The organism is Desulfovibrio sp. ZJ200 (assembly GCF_011039095.1).
Lineage (GTDB): Bacteria > Desulfobacterota > Desulfovibrionia > Desulfovibrionales > Desulfovibrionaceae > Desulfovibrio.
This window is the reverse complement of the sequence record NZ_JAAKEH010000053.1, coordinates 1-17,661: the sequence shown is the minus strand read 5'-3', so window position 1 is coordinate 17,661 and position 17,661 is coordinate 1. Positions and strand designations below refer to the sequence as shown.

Annotated in this window: 18 protein-coding genes, 1 tRNA gene and 1 pseudogene; 10 read left to right on the top strand and 10 right to left on the bottom strand. The window is 63.5% G+C overall.

What is annotated here, in order from left to right; all coding sequences use genetic code 11:
- Both G7Y52_RS12575 and G7Y52_RS15055 read left to right on the top strand, forming a co-directional pair.
- Window positions 1-414, top strand: a 414-nt coding sequence (locus tag G7Y52_RS12575; protein WP_165068458.1) for a transposase, incomplete at its 5' end; no start/stop codon positions are given.
- A gap of 186 nt (window positions 415-600) precedes the next feature.
- Window positions 601-831: a hypothetical protein gene (locus G7Y52_RS15055; RefSeq protein ID WP_206215295.1), complete on the top strand. Its 231-nt coding sequence runs from the start codon at window positions 601-603 to the stop codon at window positions 829-831.
- On the opposite strand, the gene G7Y52_RS12570 is transcribed toward G7Y52_RS15055, so the two are convergent.
- The 3 genes from G7Y52_RS12570 to G7Y52_RS12560 all read right to left on the bottom strand — a co-directional run bounded on the left by G7Y52_RS12570 (window position 828) and on the right by G7Y52_RS12560 (window position 3,772).
- Complete coding sequence (locus G7Y52_RS12570) at window positions 828-1,517, bottom strand: RraA family protein (protein WP_165072456.1); 690 nt, start codon at window positions 1,515-1,517, stop codon at window positions 828-830. The two genes, G7Y52_RS15055 and G7Y52_RS12570, sit on opposite strands and share 4 nt — an antisense overlap.
- 330 nt (window positions 1,518-1,847) lie before the next feature.
- A complete protein-coding gene (locus G7Y52_RS12565) occupies window positions 1,848-2,846 on the bottom strand; it encodes an Ldh family oxidoreductase (protein WP_165072454.1) in 999 nt (332 codons plus the stop codon).
- Complete coding sequence (locus G7Y52_RS12560; RefSeq protein ID WP_165072452.1) at window positions 2,843-3,772, bottom strand: hydroxyacid dehydrogenase; 930 nt, start codon at window positions 3,770-3,772, stop codon at window positions 2,843-2,845. Before G7Y52_RS12560 ends, G7Y52_RS12565 begins: the two co-directional genes overlap by 4 nt.
- A gap of 131 nt (window positions 3,773-3,903) precedes the next feature.
- Between G7Y52_RS12560 and G7Y52_RS12555 the strand changes: the two genes are divergently transcribed.
- Complete coding sequence (locus tag G7Y52_RS12555; RefSeq protein ID WP_165072450.1) at window positions 3,904-4,632, top strand: GntR family transcriptional regulator; 729 nt, start codon at window positions 3,904-3,906, stop codon at window positions 4,630-4,632.
- 371 nt (window positions 4,633-5,003) lie between these two features.
- Here G7Y52_RS12555 and G7Y52_RS12550 read toward each other — a convergent pair whose 3' ends face one another.
- The 4 genes from G7Y52_RS12550 to G7Y52_RS12535 form a co-directional block, all read right to left on the bottom strand.
- On the bottom strand, window positions 5,004-6,164 hold the full coding sequence (locus tag G7Y52_RS12550; RefSeq protein ID WP_165072448.1) for a UxaA family hydrolase: 1,161 nt from the start codon (window positions 6,162-6,164) through the stop codon (window positions 5,004-5,006).
- A gap of 5 nt (window positions 6,165-6,169) precedes the next feature.
- Entirely contained in the window at window positions 6,170-6,454 is a 285-nt protein-coding gene (locus G7Y52_RS12545) for a UxaA family hydrolase (protein ID WP_165072446.1), read from the bottom strand.
- 190 nt (window positions 6,455-6,644) lie between these two features.
- Window positions 6,645-8,621, bottom strand: a complete 1,977-nt coding sequence (locus G7Y52_RS12540) for a tripartite tricarboxylate transporter permease (RefSeq protein ID WP_165072444.1) — start codon at window positions 8,619-8,621, stop codon at window positions 6,645-6,647.
- 64 nt (window positions 8,622-8,685) lie between these two features.
- Window positions 8,686-9,642 (bottom strand): tripartite tricarboxylate transporter substrate binding protein, encoded by a 957-nt coding sequence (locus G7Y52_RS12535; protein ID WP_165072442.1) that lies wholly within the window; start codon window positions 9,640-9,642, stop codon window positions 8,686-8,688.
- An 11-nt stretch (window positions 9,643-9,653) separates the two neighbouring features.
- Here G7Y52_RS12535 and G7Y52_RS12530 point away from each other — a divergent pair, with 11 nt between their 5' ends.
- Complete coding sequence (locus G7Y52_RS12530; RefSeq protein ID WP_165072440.1) at window positions 9,654-9,908, top strand: hypothetical protein; 255 nt, start codon at window positions 9,654-9,656, stop codon at window positions 9,906-9,908.
- A 148-nt stretch (window positions 9,909-10,056) separates the two neighbouring features.
- Here the strand turns inward: G7Y52_RS12530 and G7Y52_RS12525 are convergent, their stop codons facing one another.
- Together G7Y52_RS12525 and iorA are read right to left on the bottom strand one after the other, a co-directional pair.
- The gene (locus G7Y52_RS12525; RefSeq protein ID WP_165072438.1) at window positions 10,057-10,665 is read right to left on the bottom strand and encodes an indolepyruvate oxidoreductase subunit beta; all 609 of its coding nucleotides are present in this window, start codon (window positions 10,663-10,665) and stop codon (window positions 10,057-10,059) included.
- A gap of 11 nt (window positions 10,666-10,676) precedes the next feature.
- Window positions 10,677-12,533: an indolepyruvate ferredoxin oxidoreductase subunit alpha gene (gene iorA / locus G7Y52_RS12520; RefSeq protein ID WP_165072436.1), complete on the bottom strand. Its 1,857-nt coding sequence runs from the start codon at window positions 12,531-12,533 to the stop codon at window positions 10,677-10,679.
- A gap of 203 nt (window positions 12,534-12,736) precedes the next feature.
- Between iorA and G7Y52_RS15050 the strand changes: the two genes are divergently transcribed.
- On the top strand, window positions 12,737-12,925 hold the full coding sequence (locus G7Y52_RS15050) for a hypothetical protein (RefSeq protein ID WP_206215294.1): 189 nt from the start codon (window positions 12,737-12,739) through the stop codon (window positions 12,923-12,925).
- On the opposite strand, the gene G7Y52_RS12515 is transcribed toward G7Y52_RS15050, so the two are convergent.
- Entirely contained in the window at window positions 12,922-13,641 is a 720-nt protein-coding gene (locus tag G7Y52_RS12515) for a tetratricopeptide repeat protein (protein WP_165072434.1), read from the bottom strand. The two genes, G7Y52_RS15050 and G7Y52_RS12515, sit on opposite strands and share 4 nt — an antisense overlap.
- A gap of 167 nt (window positions 13,642-13,808) precedes the next feature.
- Here G7Y52_RS12515 and G7Y52_RS12510 point away from each other — a divergent pair, with 167 nt between their 5' ends.
- From G7Y52_RS12510 to G7Y52_RS12490, 5 genes and pseudogenes are all read left to right on the top strand, one after another.
- Complete coding sequence (locus G7Y52_RS12510) at window positions 13,809-15,068, top strand: glutamate-5-semialdehyde dehydrogenase (RefSeq protein ID WP_165072432.1); 1,260 nt, start codon at window positions 13,809-13,811, stop codon at window positions 15,066-15,068.
- The gene (gene nadD, locus G7Y52_RS12505; protein WP_165072430.1) at window positions 15,068-15,778 is read left to right on the top strand and encodes a nicotinate (nicotinamide) nucleotide adenylyltransferase; all 711 of its coding nucleotides are present in this window, start codon (window positions 15,068-15,070) and stop codon (window positions 15,776-15,778) included. The genes G7Y52_RS12510 and nadD overlap by 1 nt, the downstream gene beginning before the upstream one ends.
- Window positions 15,772-16,590, top strand: coding sequence for a tetratricopeptide repeat protein (locus G7Y52_RS12500; RefSeq protein WP_165072428.1), 819 nt, complete (start codon window positions 15,772-15,774; stop codon window positions 16,588-16,590). Before nadD ends, G7Y52_RS12500 begins: the two co-directional genes overlap by 7 nt.
- Window positions 16,591-17,139: 549 nt before the next feature.
- Window positions 17,140-17,233, top strand: a tRNA-Ser gene (locus G7Y52_RS12495).
- Between the two features lie 173 nt (window positions 17,234-17,406).
- Window positions 17,407-17,661: pseudogene (locus G7Y52_RS12490) on the top strand (integrase); the annotation flags it as partial.

Genomic DNA, 17,661 nt, shown 5'->3' with positions numbered 1-17,661 from the left:
GGACGTTGGGAAAGGATAAGCATACTTTCAGCAATCCGGGTAACGGGAGAGACTTGCAGTGTTGTTTTTGATGGGGCACTGGATGGAAAAATGTACAATGCTTATATTGAAAAATTTCTTCTTCCAACGCTTAAAGCTAACGATGTTGTTATAATGGATAATTTGAATGTCCATAAATCAAAAACCGCCCAAAACTTGATAAGGGAAAAAGGCTGCAAGTATATTTTCCTTCCAGAATACAGCCCGGATTTAAATCCCATTGAAAAGATGTGGAGCAAAGTGAAACAATTACTTCGGGGTATGAAAGCAAAAACATGTGATGAACTGTACAAGTCCATTGGAAAAGCATTAAGTTGTATCACACAAAAAGACGCTGAAGGATGGTTTAAATCCTGTGGCTATGTAAAAAGTTAAAAGCAAAATGCTCTAACATATTGAAATTACATGCTAGAGCAGATTACCTTTGACTTTTTATGAAAGTCAAAGGTGGCATTCAGGCGAAAAACGCGGTTTTCGCCTGAATGTACGCCGCGTTGCGGCGGCTGCCGCTTTCGCGTCAGCAGAGTATTTTCAAAGTGAAAACGCTCTAACCAGACATCTTTGGACTTTCTGAAACGAATTAGGCAACTTCAAAGTGAAAATGCTCTAGAGCATATTGCTTTTCAAACGCTCGCTCCGGCGCGTAACGGAGCAAGTAAATTTCGCCTGCGCCTGTCTCTGCTGTCGTCATCCGTAAGGCGGCACAGCCGCCAACGGCTGACGCTCGCGGGCGGGCATGGTTTCGCCCTGCCAGCAGAGCGTTTAGCTCACTTCATGAGCAAAGCGCTCTAACGCCACATGCCGTCGATGATCTCGCAGCCCTTGCGGGAAAGCTCGCCGTCCACCCAGTTGCGGTCGAAAAGGCCGTGCCGGGCCTGCTCGGTCTTTTCCCTGTCCCGCTGGACGGCCAGACACGCCTCTTTATAAAGGGCCTCCGCCTCGCCGGAGGGGATGACAATGACGCCGTCCGCATCGCCGAGGAGGATGTCCCCCGGCTCCACGCACTGGCCGCAGCAGACCACGGGCACGTTGATCTCGCCCGGCCCCTCGCGGTAGGGACCGCCGGGGGTCGCGCCCGCCGCGTAGATGGGCAGAGTCAGCTCGGGCAGGCAGTCCACGTCGCGGATGGGGCCGTCGACCACAATCCCGGCCAGCCCCTTGGACATGGCGTAGCGGAACATCAGCTCGCCCATAAGCGCGCGGCCCGGCTCGCCGCCGGACACGACCAGCACGTCGCCTTTGCCCGCCATGTTGAGCGCCTTGTGGATCATGAGGCTGTCGCCGGGGCGGGCCTTTACGGTCAGGGCCGCGCCCGCCATGACGCCGTAGGGATGGGAAAGCAGGCGCGCCGCCGGGGTCATGGCGCACATGCGGCGCATGGCGTCCGCGACCGGGGCCGTGGAGCAGCGGCTGTAGGCGCGGATCAATTCCGGGTCGGGCAAAGGACGTTGCGTAAAAATGCGGAAACCGACAGGCATGGCGACCTCGCAAAGGCGGAAGGCTCGCTTCCGGTTGAGGAGTGGGCCGCGCTGGCGGGGGGATGACGGCGCGGCCCGCGGGGTATGGGGCGGAACGCCGTCGTTCCGCCTCAAGTCTCTGCTTCCGCGAGGCCGTCCCTTTTCCCGTGCGGGAAAGGCGGCCCGGCGAAGCGAAAAATTCCCGTGCGCCCGCGAACGGAAATACCCTGCGGAAACGCAAGGGGTAAGGCAACATACCCGCGCGCGTACGGACGAAAAAACCCGGCAGGCCCGGCGCGGGAGGGTGCCCGCGCCGGGTGTTCCTCCCCCGCCGCTGCGGGGAAGGGCGGCTTACGCAAGCCCCGCCCGCTTGCGCAAGTCGGCGTAGAGGGCGTCCGGGATGTCGACGCCCGCCTGCCGGTTCCGCTCGCGGAGGGCGAAACGCCGTTCTCCGGGAAGGCGCACACCCTCCTGCGCGAGCATCTGGCCGCACAAGGCCTCAAGACGCGGCGCAAAGCCGGGATTGAGGGGCGCGGGATCAATAAGGATGAAGGACTGGCCGATGCCCGGCGCGGGGCCTTCGGCCTCGAAGAAGGACGACGCCTCAAAGGCGTAGTTGGCCCCGGGGAGCGCGGCGGCGAGGATTTCCACCATGAGGGCCAGCGCCGAGCCCTTGGCGTCGCCCACGGGGATCATGGTCCCGCCGAGCGCCGCCGCCGGATCGGTGGCCGGGCGGCCCTGCGCGTCCAGCGCCCAGCCCTCGGGGATGGACTCGCCGCGCTGCTTGGCGGCCATGATCTTGCCCCGGGCCACCTTGCTCAGGGACAGGTCGATCACCAGCGGATGCCGCCCCTCGCGCGGGCAGCCGAAGGCCAGCGGATTGGTGCCGAAGGAAGCCCGCGAGCCGCCCCACGGGGCCATTGCCGCCGGGGTATTGGAGAAAATGAGCGAAACGAGCCCTTCCCCGGCCAGCCGTTCGGCATAGAGGCCGACCACGCCGCAGTGGTGCGAGCGGGTCACGCCGAGCACGGCCACGCCATAGCGCTTGGCCAGCGGCACAGCGCGCGCAAACCCGGCGTCAATGGCCGGGAACGCGAAGCCGTTCCCGGCGTCCACCAGAACGGACGCGGGCGCGGGCGTGGAAACCTCCGGGACGGCGGCGGCATTGACCTTGCCGGAGAGGGCCTGATCCGTATAGAAGGGGATGCGGGAAAAACCGTGCGAGGGCAAGCCGTCGAGTTCGGCCAGCACCAGCGCGTCGACCACGCTTGAAGCCGCCGCCTCGGGCACGCCCGCCGCCACAAAGACCGCCATGCCCAGATCGCGCAATTGTCCGGCGTCGAGGATCATGCGTCACCCCGCAGGGCTTCGGCCACCTTGCTGGCCACCAGGGAACTCACGCGGACGTTGGATTCCTGCGTGACGCCCGCGATGTGCGGGGTGAGGATGCAGTTCGGGGCCTGCGCCAGCGGCGACCCGGCCTTGAGCGGCTCCTTCTCGAAGACGTCCACAAGCGCCCCGGCCAGCCTGCCGGACGCCAGCGCATCGGCAAGGGCGGCCTCGTCGGCCACGCCGCCGCGCGCGGCGTTGACGAAGACCGCGCCGGGCTTCATCATGTCCAGCCGCGCGGCATTGACGAGGTGGCGGGTATCGGGCGTGAGCGGCACATGCAGGCTCACGGCGTCGGCCTCGGCGAACAAGTCCTCAAGCGCGGCGGGGCGCACGCCGTAGCGTTCCCATTCCGGCGCGTCGGCGGGCAGGAAGGGATCATGGGCGATGACCCGCATCCCGCAGGCGATGGCGCGCACGGCCACTTCCCGGGCGATGCCCCCGAAACCCACGAGGCCGAGGGTTTTCCCGGCGATTTCGCGGCCTACCAGACGTTCGCGGGGCCATTCCCCGGCGGCGACGGAGGCGCTTGCGCCGTACGAGCCGCGCAGGAGCATGAGCAGCCCGGCAAGCACATATTCGGCCACGGCCACGTTGTTGGCCCCGGTAGCCGGGATGACGGCGATGCCGCGCTCGCGGCAGGCCGCGCAGTCGATGTTGTCGAGGCCCACGCCAAGACGCCCGACCACGCGCAAATTCGCGCCGTCCAAAAGCGCGCCGCGCACCTGCGTGCGGTTGCGCACGATAAGCGCCCGGCACCCGGCGGCGGCCTCGGCCAACGCCTCGGGGCGGTCCACGAGCGTTTTGTCGTAGAGGACATCAAACGAAGCCGCCAGCTCGGAGACGGCGGCCTCGTCCATGAATTCGGAAATGACGATTTCTGCCATAACGTGTTTCCCTCATGCGCGCCCCCACGGAGAAGCGGGGACGCCGAAGAATTTGATCTTCTATATTATATAAGATAAGAACATGTGTCTTATACAAGATAAGAACATGCCAAAGAGTCCCCGGAGGAACCATGACCCCATCCCCGAAACTGACGTTCGCCCCCCTCTACGAGCAAGTGAAGAAAGCCATCCTCGACCGCATCATCGTCGGAGAATGGGGGCCGGGAAGCTTCCTTCCCAGTGAAATCGCGCTGGCCGAGGAGTACGGGGTCAGCCAAGGCACGCTGCGCAAGGCCCTTAACGCGCTCACCCGCGAAAAGCGGCTGGTGCGCTATCAGGGCAAGGGCACCGCCGTGGCCGTCCTTGACGAGGACAGCGCCCTCTTTCCCTTCTTCCTGCTCAGCGACAAGCACGGCAAGCGCGTCTATCCGCTGTCGCAAATCTACGGCCTGCGCCTCGGCCAGCCTTCCGAGGCCGAACGCGCCGCCCTCAACCTCGCGCCGGGGATGAAGGTCATCCACATCGACCGCGTGCGCATGCTCGACGACTGCCCGGTCATCAACGAGCGGGTCACGCTCTCGACCGCGCGCTTCCCGGATTTCAGCTTCGAGTCCGACAAGGTGCCCAACACCCTGTATGAGCATTACCAGCTTCATTTCGGCGTCACTGTGGCCCGCGCCACCGAGCAGATCGAAGTTACGCTGCCCGATCCCGCGGACATCAAGCGCCTGAACGTGGAGCGCAGCCACCCGCTGCTGCTGGTGACCCGGACCTCCTTCGATCTTCAGGAACAGCCCGTTGAATTCCGCATCAGCCGCATCAACACGTCGCATCACGTCTACCGCGCCGAACTGCGCTGACGCCGCCCGCGCCGGATGGGGCACGGTGCGGGCACGGGCCTTTACGCAGTATCCTGCGTCGTCGCCCCGCTCTGAAGGCAAGGGACCAAGACCGCCCGCACCAGACTAGAGCATCTTTTGATTGAAAATATTCATTTTCAATCACTTCGCTGCCATCATTTCGCGTCCAGACCGCGGTCTGGACGCTCATTCGGCGCGGGCGCCAGCTAACGCTGTCGCCAGAGCGGTTTAGCTAATCTCATCAGCAAACCACTCTATGCGGGCACACATCCGAAAAGACAGGATTTTTTCAAGCCCGGCGCGAAGTCGGAAGCAAAAAAGGCGGGAGGTCGCCCCCCCGCCTCCTTTTCCAATCCGCACGCAGGCGGAGCTTAGGCGCTTTCGTACAGGCGGGTCATAACGAACTGGTTCTGCTTCAGAGCTTCGGCGGCGGTCAGACGACCCGCGATGGTCTGGAACATCATGTCGAGCAGCTTGTCGCCGGCCTGATCAAGATTCATTTCGCGGCGCAGGATGCCGGACACGTCCACGTCCATGTGTTCGGACATGGTGCGGATGGTGCGCGGGTTGGCGGACAGCTTGATGACGGGCAGGATCGGGTTGCCGATGATGTTGCCCTGCCCGGTGGGGAAGAAGTGCACCACATAACCGGCGGCGGCCACGAGGGTGATCATTTCAGCCGCGGCCGAGGAGGAGTCCATGAACCACAGGCCCGGGCCGGTAGGCGTCACGGCCTTGTCCAGAGTGCCGATGATGGGCGCCTTGGTGCCGATCTTCTGAATGTTGCCGAGGGCCTTTTCTTCGATGGTGGTCAGGCCGCCTTCGATGTTGCCCTTGGTCGGCTGGGAGTCGGAAAGGTCCGAGGTTTTGTGATCGTCGATAACCTTGGCGTAGCGGTCAAAGTACGCGGTGAATTCGTTGCGGACCTTCTCATTGATGCAACGGGCCTTCACCAGATGTTCGCCGCCGGTGAGCTCCGTGGTTTCACCGAACACCAGCGTGCAGCCTGCCTCATACAGTTTGTCGAACGCGTTGCCCACGGTCGGGCAGGAGGCCAAACCGGAGGTGGTGTCGGACTCGCCGCATTTGCAGGAAACCCACAGGTCGGAGATGGGGCATTCCTCTTTCTGGAGGGCGGAAGCGTACTGCGCAAATTCCTTCGCCTTGCGGGAAGCGCGGGCGATGGTGTCGATCTGGCCGTGCTGTTCGATGCCGAAGCCGACAACGGGCTTGCCGGTCTTGGCAATGCCGTCCACCACGTCCTGAGTCCACTTTTCCTCAATGCCGATGACGATGACGGCGGCGACGTTCGGGTTGCTGCCCGCGCCGATCAGGGTGCGGAAATGCAGGTCAAGGTCGGCCCCGAACTGGAGACGGCCATAGGGATGCTGAATGGCAATGGTGCCGCCGATGTTGTTGGCAACGGCGTTGCAAGCGGGCAGGGAAAGGTCGTCGAGGGGCAGAATCAGCACATGATTACGAATGCCCACGCGACCATTATCGCGGCGATAACCGAAGAATGTCTTTTGCATGTGACCTACCACCTTTTGGTCTTGACGTTGTGGACATGAAGATGTTCGCCCCGACGGATGGGTTTGACCACCTTCCCGATATCGGTGCCGTACTTGAAGACAGTGTCGCCGACATTCAAATCCTTGAGAGCGATCTTGTGGCCGATGGGAATATCATCAAGAACCTTGAACGTAAGGGTCTTGTCTTCTTTCATAACCCAGCCGGTCAGTTCTTGGCCCGCCTTCACGCCTTCGACGGTGACGACGCCGACGCTGTCGCCGTCTTCATGAACCAGAAATTGCACTGACATGATTGCCTCCTTGGAGTTTGTTTCCGTGACCTCTGTATTATATCTTATATAAGACTGTCAAGAAAAAAAGTGACCAACTGGGGCCTGGCCTGTGGAAAAAGGCCGCCGCCCGCGCCCATACGCGGGATGGGCTAAAAAAACAAGGCCGGAACGCCGGGCTGCAAGACCCGCGGATCAGGTTTGCTTGAGATCAGATGAACAGGCCCGTGGGCGCCGGGACGTTGAGAAGCTGCGTGAAGCTGCCCCAGACCAGCAGGCCGAAGCCCACCCCGAACATGAGGGCCGTGCGGGCAAGGTGCCCCCACCCCCGGCTGCGGTCCCCGAGGAGAAGGGTCGCACAGACGATGAAGATTATCGTCCCCGTCAAAAAGCCGAGCATGGGCATGACCACCGTATAGGCGAGGGAGACCATGCAGATGAGGGCTACCTTGTTCCACGCCACGGGCTCGGCGTCCCCGGCGGGGGCGGCCCCGCGCCGACGCCACAGGCCCTTGGCCATGAGATACGCGCCTCCGACCCCGATGAGCGTGGTCAGCACTTCCGGGAAGACCCGGCTCACGCCCTCAAGCTCCCCGTACTGCACAAAGAAGGCGACGGCGATGGCGATGAAGCCGAGCCCGGCAAAGAAATCCGCCGTCCACGCGGGGCGGGGGCCTTCGGGAAGCAGCGCGGCGTTCTTGCGGTTGCGCAGCTTCAGGAGAAAAGGCGTGGCCAGCGAGAGGATCAGCGCCGCGATGAGCACCTTGTTGATCGAGCCCGCAAACATGGCCGCCGCGAGCCCCCCGTCGAGCGAGCGGGACAGGTCCACGCTCTTGCCGAGGTTCTCTTCAATCATGGGGCCGAGGATGACGCCAAGCGCCATCGCCCCGGTATCCATGCCCACCTTGCCCCCGAAGAAGCCGATGAGCCCGAAGGCGAAGACCACCCAGATGTCCACGAGGCTGTTGCTGATGGCGTAGGCCCCGATATAGGCCAGCACCACGATGCCGATGGCCACAAGCGTCAGCCGGATGCTCAAAAGCCGCGCCATGCACTGACAGAGCACGAAGCCCACCGGGATCATGAGCAGATTCACGGCGAACTGCGAGACGATGAAGGTATAGGCCATTTCGCCCGAGGCCGTGAATATCTTGAAGCCCGGCTGGATGCCGTGGGCCATGAGCGCGCCGAGGATGACCGCCGCCACCGCGCTGCCGGGGATGCCGAGGGTGAGCATGGGGATGAGCGAGCCGCCGATGACCGCGTTGTTCGCGCTTTCGGAAGCGGCCACGCCCTCAATGCTGCCCTTGCCGTAGCGGGAGGGGTCCTTGTCCCATCGTTTGGACTCGTTGTAGGCGATGATCGAGGCGATCTCGCCGCCCGCGCCGGGGAGCATCCCGATCCACGTCCCGAGGACAGAGGAGCGCACGAGGATGGTCTTGCAGTGCTTGACGAGGTAGGAAAAGACCTTGCGGAACGCGCCCTTGTGCGGGTGGTATTCCGCAATGAAGGTCTTGTCCGTGCCGATGAGGTAGAGCACCTGCGAGAAGGAGAAGAGGCCGATCATGCAGGGGATGACGGAGATGCCCTGCACGAGTTCGTAGGTGCCGAAGGTGAAGCGGGGCACGCCCGTGTTGGGGTCGAGCCCGATGGTGGACACGAGGATGCCCGCCGCGCCGGAGAGGATGCCCTTGCCCATGTTGCCCGGGGTCATCACCGCGATGGTGGAGAGCCCGAAAAGGCACAGCCAGAAGCTTTCGGGCCCGCCGAAACGCATGGCGAAACGGGCGAGCGAGGCGGCGAGACAGAGCAGAAAGAGCGTGCCCACGACGCCGCCGAAGGCCGAGGACAGAAGCGAGGAATAGAGCCCGATGTCCGCCCGCCCCTTCTGGCACAGGGGCCAGCCGTCGAAGGTGGTGGCCACGGAAGAGGGCGTGCCGGGCGTGCAGATGAGGATGGCGGAGTTGGCCCCGCCGTAAATGGCCCCGGCGTAGATCGCGCCGAGCATGATCAGCCCGCTGGCTGGGTTCATGGCAAAGGTGGCCGGGACCATGAGGGCGACGCCCATTGTGGCCGAAAGGCCGGGGAGCGCGCCGATGATGATGCCCCCGGTCAGCCCGGCGAGCATCAGGATGATGTTCAGGGGCTCAAGAAGATGGAGAAAGGCAGGCAAGAGGAATTCGGTCATGCAAAACGTCCTTCTCGGGATTGGGGGCCCGCGCCCCCCTTCGCGGCGGGGCGCGGGCCAGGGGCTATTTCTTCAGCAGTCCGGCTTCGGAAAGGGCCTTGCGGGCGTGCTCCGTCTGGCTTTCGATGTAGGCGGCGAAGGCTTCGCCGTCCATGTATTCGTGGGGCTGTCCGGCCTTCTTCATGTCCGCGACGTAGTCGGGGTCGTCGCAAATCTGCTTGAAGATGGCGCGCAGGGTTTCAAGCTGCTCGGGCTTGATGTTCTTGGGGGCTGCGAAGCAACGGCGGATGTCGGAGACCATGTCGATGCCCGCCTCGCGCAGGGTCGGCACGTCGGGCAGGAAGTCGTTGCGCTTTTCGGCGGCCACGTTGAGCACGCGGAATTCGTCGATGGAGCGCATCACGTCGTTGATGTTGCCGAAAATCAGGTCAATCTCGCCGCCGAGCAGGGCCGCGTTCTGGTCGGCCGCGCCCTTGTAGAAGACGTGGGTGAGCTTGGAGTCGGGGAACCGCTTCTGCCAGTCGAGGAACATCAGATGATGCCCGGACAGCGGCCCGACGAGGCCGACGCGGAGCTTGCCGGGGTTCTTCCGGGCGTAATCGACGATTTCCTGCGTGGTCTTGAAGGGGCTGTCCTTGCGCACGGCCACGCACTGGGGATCGTTGACCACCTGACAGATGTACTTGAAGCTGTCGGCGCTATACTGGGCGTTCTGGGCCAGCGACTGCACGATGAGGTGCGGGACGTTCAGGCCGCCGATGGTGTAGCCGTCGGGCCGGGCCTTGGCGATTTCGGTAAAGCCGATGATCCCGCCCGCGCCCGGCTTGTAGACAAAGACCCACGGCTTCGGGGCGTATTTGTTCCAGTATTTCTGCATGATCCTGGCCTGTACGTCGCTCGAACCGCCGGCGGTGAAAGCGATGATCATATTGATCGGCTTTTCGGGGTAGGCAGCCGCGGCGGGGGCCGCCAGCGCGGCGACGAGGCAGAAGCCCGCAAAAAGGCGTGACAACAGTTTCATGGAGACTCTCCTTGGATGAGATGGATGATACGGCTCATCTGACGCAACAGGACGACGCGCCCTCCCTGTCCGACGCGCGGCGTCCCCATTATAAGGTGGATATATGTAATATGTCTTATACAAGACTGTCAAGTGAAAAAGAAAACAGCTTCTTTGCCTCAGAATGCAAGTTAGAGCAAATTGCTTTTGAGAATCTCGCTACGCGTTCAACGACGCAAGTAAATTTCTCCTGCGCTTTCGCGGCGGGCATAGCTTCGCTCTGTTAGAGCGTTTAGCTAATTTCATTAGCAAAATGCTCTGGGGTCCGTTTCACCCGGTAACGGCAGATGCAGCCCGCAGGGTCACGGACGAAGCGTGCCGCGCACAGGGCTGCAATGGTGCATACCGGACGCTCTTTTGCCCAAGGCGCGGGAGTCAGGCGCCAAGCGCGGCCTTGCCCAGCTCCAACGCTTGAAGATTGGATTCCTGCAGCCTGGGCGGCAAAAAGATCCTGATGGCCGCTTCCAGGGCGTCCACGCCGAAGGGCAGGACGCCGGAGGCGCAGAGCGCGCCCAGGAGCACAGTATTGCCGCTCTGCGCGGACCCGGCCCGGATGCCCAGCTCCCGGCAGGGGATAAAACGGCTCTGCCCGGCCACCTGCCGGACTTTTTCCTCTATGCGCGCCAGATCCGGGTACGCGGCCTGCCCCAGGGCAACACTGACCGGCGGCAGGGGATCACTGCTGGAAAAGACCGCGCCGCCGGGCCGCAGATAGGGGAGGCCCCGCAAGGTTTCCAAAGGCTCGAAGCCCAGGATCACGTCCGCCTCGCCGAAATCCAGCTTGGGCGAACGCCAGCCGCCCAGAAGCAGGACGGATTCCACCACGCCGCCGCGCTGGGCCATGCCGTGCACCTCGCCCGCAACCACATCCAGACCGGCCTGCAGGGCCGTGCGCGCCAGCAGGGTGGTGGCGGTCAGAGTGCCCTGCCCGCCCACGCCGGTGAAATAAATCCGCATCCGTTTTTGCCTGTCATGTGCTTTCATAGTTTCACCACTCAGCGCTTTTTGGCTTTAAAGGCCGTGGGAGCGATCTGCAGGCAGATCATGCAACCGGAACACAGCGTTTCATCCACCGCCAGGTTGTCGCCCCGGCGGTAAAAGGCGGGGCAGGCCAACTGCTCCAGGCAGCGCAAGGCCTCCTCGCCCTGCCGCGCGACTTCGGCAACCCGGGGCTGCGATTTTTTCAGACGGCGGCGGGCATACAGGGCGCAGGGCTCTTCGGCGATCAGCACTCGCACGCCGGGCTTGTTCTTCATGCTTTCCAGGGCCTTGAGCACGCTCTTGAGATTGAAGGCCCGCACCCTGGCGCATTCCGTGACGCCCAGGCCGCGCACCACGGTTTCCATATCCATGTGCACGGAGGTTGCGCCGAGCATATCCTGCTGCATGCCCGGATTGGGCTGATGCCCGGTCATGGCCGTGGTGCCGTTGTCCAGAATCACCAGCAAAAGGTTGTGCCGGTTGAAGACCGCGTTGACCAGACCGGTCATGCCGGAATGAAAAAAGGTGGAATCTCCGATAAAGCCCACTACAGGCTTGCCCGAGGCCCGCGCAAAGCCGCTGCCCGCGGACACGGACGAGCCCATGCAGACCAGAAAATCGGCAACGCGCAGGGGCGGCAGCAGCCCCAGCGTGTAGCAGCCTATGTCGCTGGAATAAATGGCCTCGTCCCCGAACACATGGCGCACGGCATAGTACACGGCGCGGTGCGAGCAGCCCGCGCAGAGATTGGGCGGGCGGCCCGGCAGATCCGGCTCCACGGGCCGCGCGGGCTTGGCCGGGCAGGGGCAGTTCAACCAGACGGCCAGGCGGCGCATGACCAGGGTGGTGGAATACTCGCCCTGCTCGGTAAGGCCTTCGTCCTTGCCATCAATGCGGACGTTGATGCCGCGCCGCTGCGCCAGGGCGCGCACGCTCTCTTCCAGCAGGTCCGCGCCTTCCTCCAGGACCAGCACGCGATCGCATTTCTGCAAAAAATCGCTGATCAGATCCCCGGGCAAGGGCCAGGTCATGCCCAGCTCCAGCACGCGCGCGCGATCCTCCCAGCCGCCCCCGGCCAGGGCGTCGGCCAGATAGTTGCGGGCCACGCCGCTTGCGATAATGCCGATGCGGGTTGCAGACCCTCCGGCGGGCTCGCGCGCCACGTTAAAGCGGCTGCTTTCGGCAATCTGCCGCGCTTTTTCCATGTTGGCCAGCAAGGCCGGATGGCGCTTGCGGGCCACGGCGGGCACCGGCACAAAACGGCCAGGATCGCGCTGAAATGCAACCTTGGGCTGCGGCGCGGGCAGGTCGTCGAAATCCACGGGGCCGCGCATATGGCTCACGCGGGTGGTGGTGCGCAGCATGACCGGCTGTTGCAGCTCCCGGACCAAGCGAAAGGCCTCGCGGGTCATCTCCTTGGCTTCCTGGGCCGAAGCCGGCTCAAAACAGGGCAGGGAGGCAAAGCGGGCATAGTGGCGGTTGTCCTGCTCGTTCTGGCTGGAATGGCAGCCGGGGTCGTCCGCCGTGAGCAGCACCAGGCCGCCGGGCAAACCGGTATAGACCGAGGTGAACAAGGGGTCCGCAGCCACATTGAGGCCCACATGTTTCATGGTCACCAGACACATGGCCCCGGCCAGAGCCGCGCCTGCGCCCACTTCCAGGGCCACTTTCTCATTGATGGAATACTCCAGGCGGTAGCGGCCTTCGCCGCCCAGGCGCAGAAACGTATCCGGCACTTCCGAGGACGGCGTGCCCGGATAGCAGGTGATAATATGCACGCCCGCTTCCAGAGCGCCGCGCACAATAGCCTCATTGCCCAATAACAGATGGCGCTCCCCGCGAACGCCGCGCAACAGCGGATCGTTGCTCATGCTTCCTCCCGGCCTCCAGACCAGATTACCTGTGCAATTTGTACAATTTCAAAGTTCTCATTATGGGAAAAAACGCCGTTTTTCCCGGAAACCACATGCCCGGCAGAACGGCCCGAAAGACCACAAAGCCGGGCGGCAGAGCGCCGTGCGGACATGGAGCGCGAAACAAACGAAAATCCTCATGGAGCAAAAGAACCGAACGCTTGCGCGACGTGCAGCAGCTCAGCGGATGCGACCGTGCGCCGGGCGTCTTCCACAGTCGCTGTCAGGAGCTGTCTCAAGAGCAGAGTACCTTTGAAACGCTCTGCGTTTCAAAGGTTCATCTGCCGAAAAACGCGCTTATCGTTGCTGTCGATGCGGCGTTGGAGCATTGTAAAGGCAAAACGCCCTAGCGCGGCGCCGCCTCTTTTTGCGTGGCCTTTTCCCCGGCCCTGGGGCTCGCGGGAGCCAGGGCTTCGGCCCGGGCCCGGAAATAATCGCCGTCAAGACCCTGCACGTCCTTGGCCAAAGCCGCGTAGGTCGCGGCGGCCAGGTCGTTTTGCCCGGCTCGGGCCGCGGCTTCGGCCAGCATCAGCCGCACTTGCGCGGAGCGCGCCTCAGCGGGCAGGCGCGTTTCCAGATTTTGCAGAAGCGTCACGGCTTCGGCGTTCTTTCCGGCCTTGAGCAAGGCTCCGGCCTCGCCAAGAGCTGCGGCCATGCCCAGGGCGCCGTCGGCATCTTCCTGAGCGGCCTTGGCGTAGGCTGTGGCGGCGGCGGCAAAATCCCCGCTCTCCAATGCGCTTTGGCCCAAGGCGAGATATGCGGAAAGGCGCACCGGGCCGGGAACTTTTTCGGCCAGGGCGCTCAGGGCCTTGACCCGCTCCTGCCCCTGGACGGTCAGGACGATCCGCGCCAGCTCCTGCCGGGCCTCGGCGCTGGTTGAAGCGCTGTGCCACTTCCAGGCGGCCGTGCCCGCCAACACCAGCAGGAAGAGGATCACCGCTCCGGCAATAAGGCCCGCATGGCGCAACATAAATTGCAGCAGAGGCGCGCTTTCGGAACTGACCTCAGCCTGGAGATCGCGGAACAGAGGCGACTCTTCAGCGCCTTGATTCTTTTGTGGATTCATGTATCACAAACTCCTTGGGGAGACGAAAATACCGTGACCGGCGTCCATACGGCGAACCGGTCGCGCAGCATGCCTCGGGCGGGAGTACTTTCATAGGCCAAAGGCCGTCTCTCTGTCAAACCGACGCGCACACCTGCCGCGCCATACTCCAACCACAAGGAACAGCCATGTCATCGGCAGACGAAATGAAGCTCCTGGCCGCGCGGGCCAGGGAAGCGGCGCGGGCCATGCGCAGGGCCACAGCCGCCGCCAAGACCCGCGCCCTGGAAACTCTGGCCGCGCTGTTGCTGACCAATGAAGACGCGATCCTGGCCGCCAATCAAGAGGATCTGGCAGCCGCGCGCGCCGCCGGTCTGGACGCCCCGCGCCTGGATCGCCTGACCCTGACCCCCGCGATCATGGAGGAAATGCGCGCCGCCTGTCGCCATGTGGCCACATTGCCCGATCCCGTGGGCGCCACCGAAAGCCAATGGCAGCGTCCTAACGGCCTGCTGGTAGGCCGCATGCGCATCCCCCTGGGCGTGGTGGCCATGATCTACGAGGCCCGGCCCAATGTGACCATTGACGCCGCCATTCTCTGCATCAAGGCGGGCAATGCGGTCATTTTGCGCGGCGGCAGCGAAGCCCTGCGCTCCAACACGGCCCTGGCCCGGACGCTGGGGCAGGCCCTGGCCGAGGCGGGCCTGCCGCCCGAGGCGGCACAACTCGTGCAGACCACGGATCACGCGGACGTGACCGCGCTCTGCAAGCTGGATCGGTATATCGACGTGATCATCCCGCGCGGCGGCGAGGCTCTGGTGCGGGCCGTGACCGAGGCTGCCGTCATGCCGGTGCTCAGGCATTTCAAAGGCGTATGCCACGCCTTTGTGGACGCGGGCGCGGATCTGGACGCGGCCCTGAACATTGTTTTCAACGCCAAGGTTCAGCGGCCCGGCGTGTGCAATGCGCTGGAATGCCTTTTGGTGCACAAGGACGAGGCCGCGGCCTTTCTGCCGCTGGTGGCCGCCCGGCTGGGCGCGGCCGGAGTTGCCTTTCGGGCCTGCCCCGCGTCCCTGCCGCTGCTCGGGCCCAACGCCGCGCCCCAGGCCCCTGAAGATCTGGGGCGGGAATTCCACGATCTGATTCTGGCGGTTCGCGTGGTTGACGATCTGGACGCGGCCCTGGATCATATCGCCCGCTACGGCTCCAATCATACGGAAATCATCTGCACCCGCGACTACGGGCGCGCCATGCGCTTTCTGCGCGAGGCCGACGCCTCCATGGTGGCGGTCAACGCTTCCAGCCGCTTCAATGACGGCGGCCAACTGGGCCTGGGCGCGGAAATCGGCATTTCCACCTCCAAGCTGCACGCCTATGGCCCCATGGGCGTGCAGGAGCTGACCACCACCAAATTCGTGGTGCTGGGCCAAGGGCAGGTGCGGCAGTAATGACGCCGCGCCGTGCGCACAGGCCCGGGCTGGCGGTTCTGGGCGGCAGCTTCAATCCCCCGCATGTGGGGCATCTGCGCCTGGCCGTGGAGGCGCGCGAGGCGCTCGGGGATCGGATCAGCCGCGTGGATCTGGTGCCCAGCGCCCATCCGCCCCACAAGAAAAATCAACACCTGCTGCCCTTCGAGCTGCGCGCCGCCATGCTGGAGGCGGCCGCCCAACCGCTGCCCTGGCTGCGCTGCAATCGTCTGGAATCCTTGCGGGAAGGGCCGTCCTACACCTGGGACACCTTGCGCGCCTACCATGCCGCCGAACCGGGGACAAAGCTTTATTTTCTGCTGGGCAGCCCGGATTTCGCGCTGCTGCCCACCTGGCGCCGGGGCCTGGAGCTGCCCGCGCTCTGCGATTTTGTGGTAGTGCCGCGCGGCGAGCAGAACGCGGAAGAATTCATGGACACGACGCGCGCGCTCTGGCCCCAGGCCGAGGCGCAACCGCCCCTGTTGCCGGGCAGCGTCTGCATGGCCCTGCCCGGCGGCGGGCTGGCGCATTTTCTGCCTTTGCCCTGGCTGGCGGTGAGCGCCTCGCGCATCCGCGAGCTCTGGCTGGCCGGGCGCAGCGTGGAATATCTGATGCCCGAGGCGGCCCTCGCGCTGTTGCAGGCCTACCGGCGCACGGCTCTTGAGCACTGGCGGGGAGACAGGGCATGCTGAGCGCCGCGCCCAAGGATCTGCGCGAAAATCTGGCCCGCGCCAACGGCTATCTGCGCCGCAATGAAATCGAGCGCGCCCTGGCGGCCATGAGCGCGGCCCTGCGCCGCTATACTGAAGTGCGGCTCACGCGCGCGGCCAGAGCCGGGCTGGACGCGCAAATCAACGAATTTCTGCACGGCCTGGCGCGCCATCCCGCCATGCGGACGCTGCTGGACCCCCGGCAGAGCGGCGCGGTGCAATCCATCCCCTACCGCCCGGGCCAGGCGGGCACGTTGTGCACGGTGCTGGAAGGTCTGGCCCGGATCTTGCGTCAGGAGGCGCAAAGCTCCATGCGGCAGGAGGTCCAAAGCCGCCTGGAACGCAAGAAAAATCTGATCCAAACCGGCCTGCGCTTTCTGCGCGAGGGCCAGACGGCCCTGGGGCGCGCGTTTCTCAAGCGGGTGGCCGAGGAATGCAGCGAAGAAGAAGGCATTTGCCTCCAGCTGGGGCAGATTTTCGCAGCCGCCGGGCAATACGCGGATGCCGCTGAAATGTACGAGCAGGCCATGCAAAACCGCCCCCGTGAAACAGCCGCCTACACCGGCGCGGTGGACGCATGGCTGAAATTGCGAGAATTTGCCAGGGCGGAAAACGTCTGCAAGGCCGTGTTGCGCATTTTCGGCGGCCACCCGGCCACCTACGGCAAGATGGCCCGCCTGTACCTGGACTGGGGCAAGCCACAGGCCGCCGAGGATTTTGCCCGGCGGGCCCTGCGGGAAGATCCGGCCCAGGCCGACGGCCTGGCGGTCCTGGCCGCGTTGCGCCAGGATTGAGCCGCGATTGAGCCGCGCCCGTGGGGCGGTTGCGCAATGGGCGCAGGCAAAGGCCGCCAGGGCGTTGCCTTTCCGCGCAAAGTAGGCTAGGAGTGTCTCTCGGCCGCGCCCGCTTTAGAGCGTTTTGCTCATGAAATGAGCTAAACGCTCTGGCGTCCGCGCCGGCGGTAGCCGTTAGCAAGCTTTGCTTGCTTGCGCCAGCCGTTGGCGAGTCTGCGAGCCTTACGGATGGCGACAGCGGTTTCGTTGAATGTTTTTTGTGGTAACTAATTACTGTCTCCATCCGTAGCTTCCTTCGTCGCAACGGCTGAAGCACGGATAGCGACAGCGGTTGCGTTGGTTGGCTGTCGCAGTAACCAGTTGCTGTCTTCATCCGTAGCTTCCTTCGTCGCAACGGCTGAAGCAATGAGCCTGAAAACCACGCTTTTCAGGCGCTTGTCCCGCTTGCGGGGACTTGTCCCGCTTGCGGGGAAATGATGGCAGCGCCGCTTTTGAAATTGAATAATTTCAAAAGCAAAATGCTCTAGGCGCGCCTGCCCTGATTTCTGCGGAGGGGTAGCGAAGTGGCCGTAACGCGCTCGACTCGAAATCGAGTTATCGGTTAACAGCCGGTACGTGGGTTCGAATCCCACCCCCTCCGCCAGATTTCACTCCATCTTGGTTCGATACAGCCCAAAACGTCTTGCCTGGCAAAGGATCAGGCGAAATGGACTGTCTGACCGAGAGGAGTAAACGCCATAGACATCTGAGGCAGTGGCCCGTGAGTGGCACGCCAACCAAGCGGCTGTCTGGACAGCAAATTACGCCAGGGACGTGATGGAGCGGATTGCCCAAAATATCTTCCCGTATCTTGGCGATCGTCCTATTGCTGAAATCACTCCCCCTGAATTGCTGGCTGTTCTTCGCAAAATTGAAATTCGCGGCGCTCTTGATCAGGCTTATCGTGTACGCGGCATCTGCTCTCTCATTTTCCGGGATGCCATTGCCACGGGCCGCGCCGAGCGCGATACGGCTGCCGACCTTCGCGGAGCGCTGCAAAGCCGTACTGTTACGCCTCGTGCGGCCATAACC

Bases quoted from the DNA above. Each gene is read 5' to 3' on its own strand.
- G7Y52_RS12570 (WP_165072456.1), bottom strand. From the start codon at position 1,517: ATGCCTGTCGGTTTCCGCATTTTTACGCAACGTCCTTTGCCCGACCCG.
- G7Y52_RS12565 (WP_165072454.1), bottom strand. From the start codon at position 2,846: ATGATCCTCGACGCCGGACAATTGCGCGATCTGGGCATGGCGGTCTTT.
- G7Y52_RS12560 (WP_165072452.1), bottom strand. From the start codon at position 3,772: ATGGCAGAAATCGTCATTTCCGAATTCATGGACGAGGCCGCCGTCTCC.
- G7Y52_RS12555 (WP_165072450.1), top strand. From the start codon at position 3,904: ATGACCCCATCCCCGAAACTGACGTTCGCCCCCCTCTACGAGCAAGTG.
- G7Y52_RS12550 (WP_165072448.1), bottom strand. From the start codon at position 6,164: ATGCAAAAGACATTCTTCGGTTATCGCCGCGATAATGGTCGCGTGGGC.
- G7Y52_RS12545 (WP_165072446.1), bottom strand. From the start codon at position 6,454: ATGTCAGTGCAATTTCTGGTTCATGAAGACGGCGACAGCGTCGGCGTC.
- G7Y52_RS12540 (WP_165072444.1), bottom strand. From the start codon at position 8,621: ATGACCGAATTCCTCTTGCCTGCCTTTCTCCATCTTCTTGAGCCCCTG.
- G7Y52_RS12535 (WP_165072442.1), bottom strand. From the start codon at position 9,642: ATGAAACTGTTGTCACGCCTTTTTGCGGGCTTCTGCCTCGTCGCCGCG.
- G7Y52_RS12525 (WP_165072438.1), bottom strand. From the start codon at position 10,665: ATGAAAGCACATGACAGGCAAAAACGGATGCGGATTTATTTCACCGGC.
- iorA (WP_165072436.1), bottom strand. From the start codon at position 12,533: ATGAGCAACGATCCGCTGTTGCGCGGCGTTCGCGGGGAGCGCCATCTG.
- G7Y52_RS12515 (WP_165072434.1), bottom strand. From the start codon at position 13,641: ATGAATCCACAAAAGAATCAAGGCGCTGAAGAGTCGCCTCTGTTCCGC.
- G7Y52_RS12510 (WP_165072432.1), top strand. From the start codon at position 13,809: ATGTCATCGGCAGACGAAATGAAGCTCCTGGCCGCGCGGGCCAGGGAA.
- nadD (WP_165072430.1), top strand. From the start codon at position 15,068: ATGACGCCGCGCCGTGCGCACAGGCCCGGGCTGGCGGTTCTGGGCGGC.
- G7Y52_RS12500 (WP_165072428.1), top strand. From the start codon at position 15,772: ATGCTGAGCGCCGCGCCCAAGGATCTGCGCGAAAATCTGGCCCGCGCC.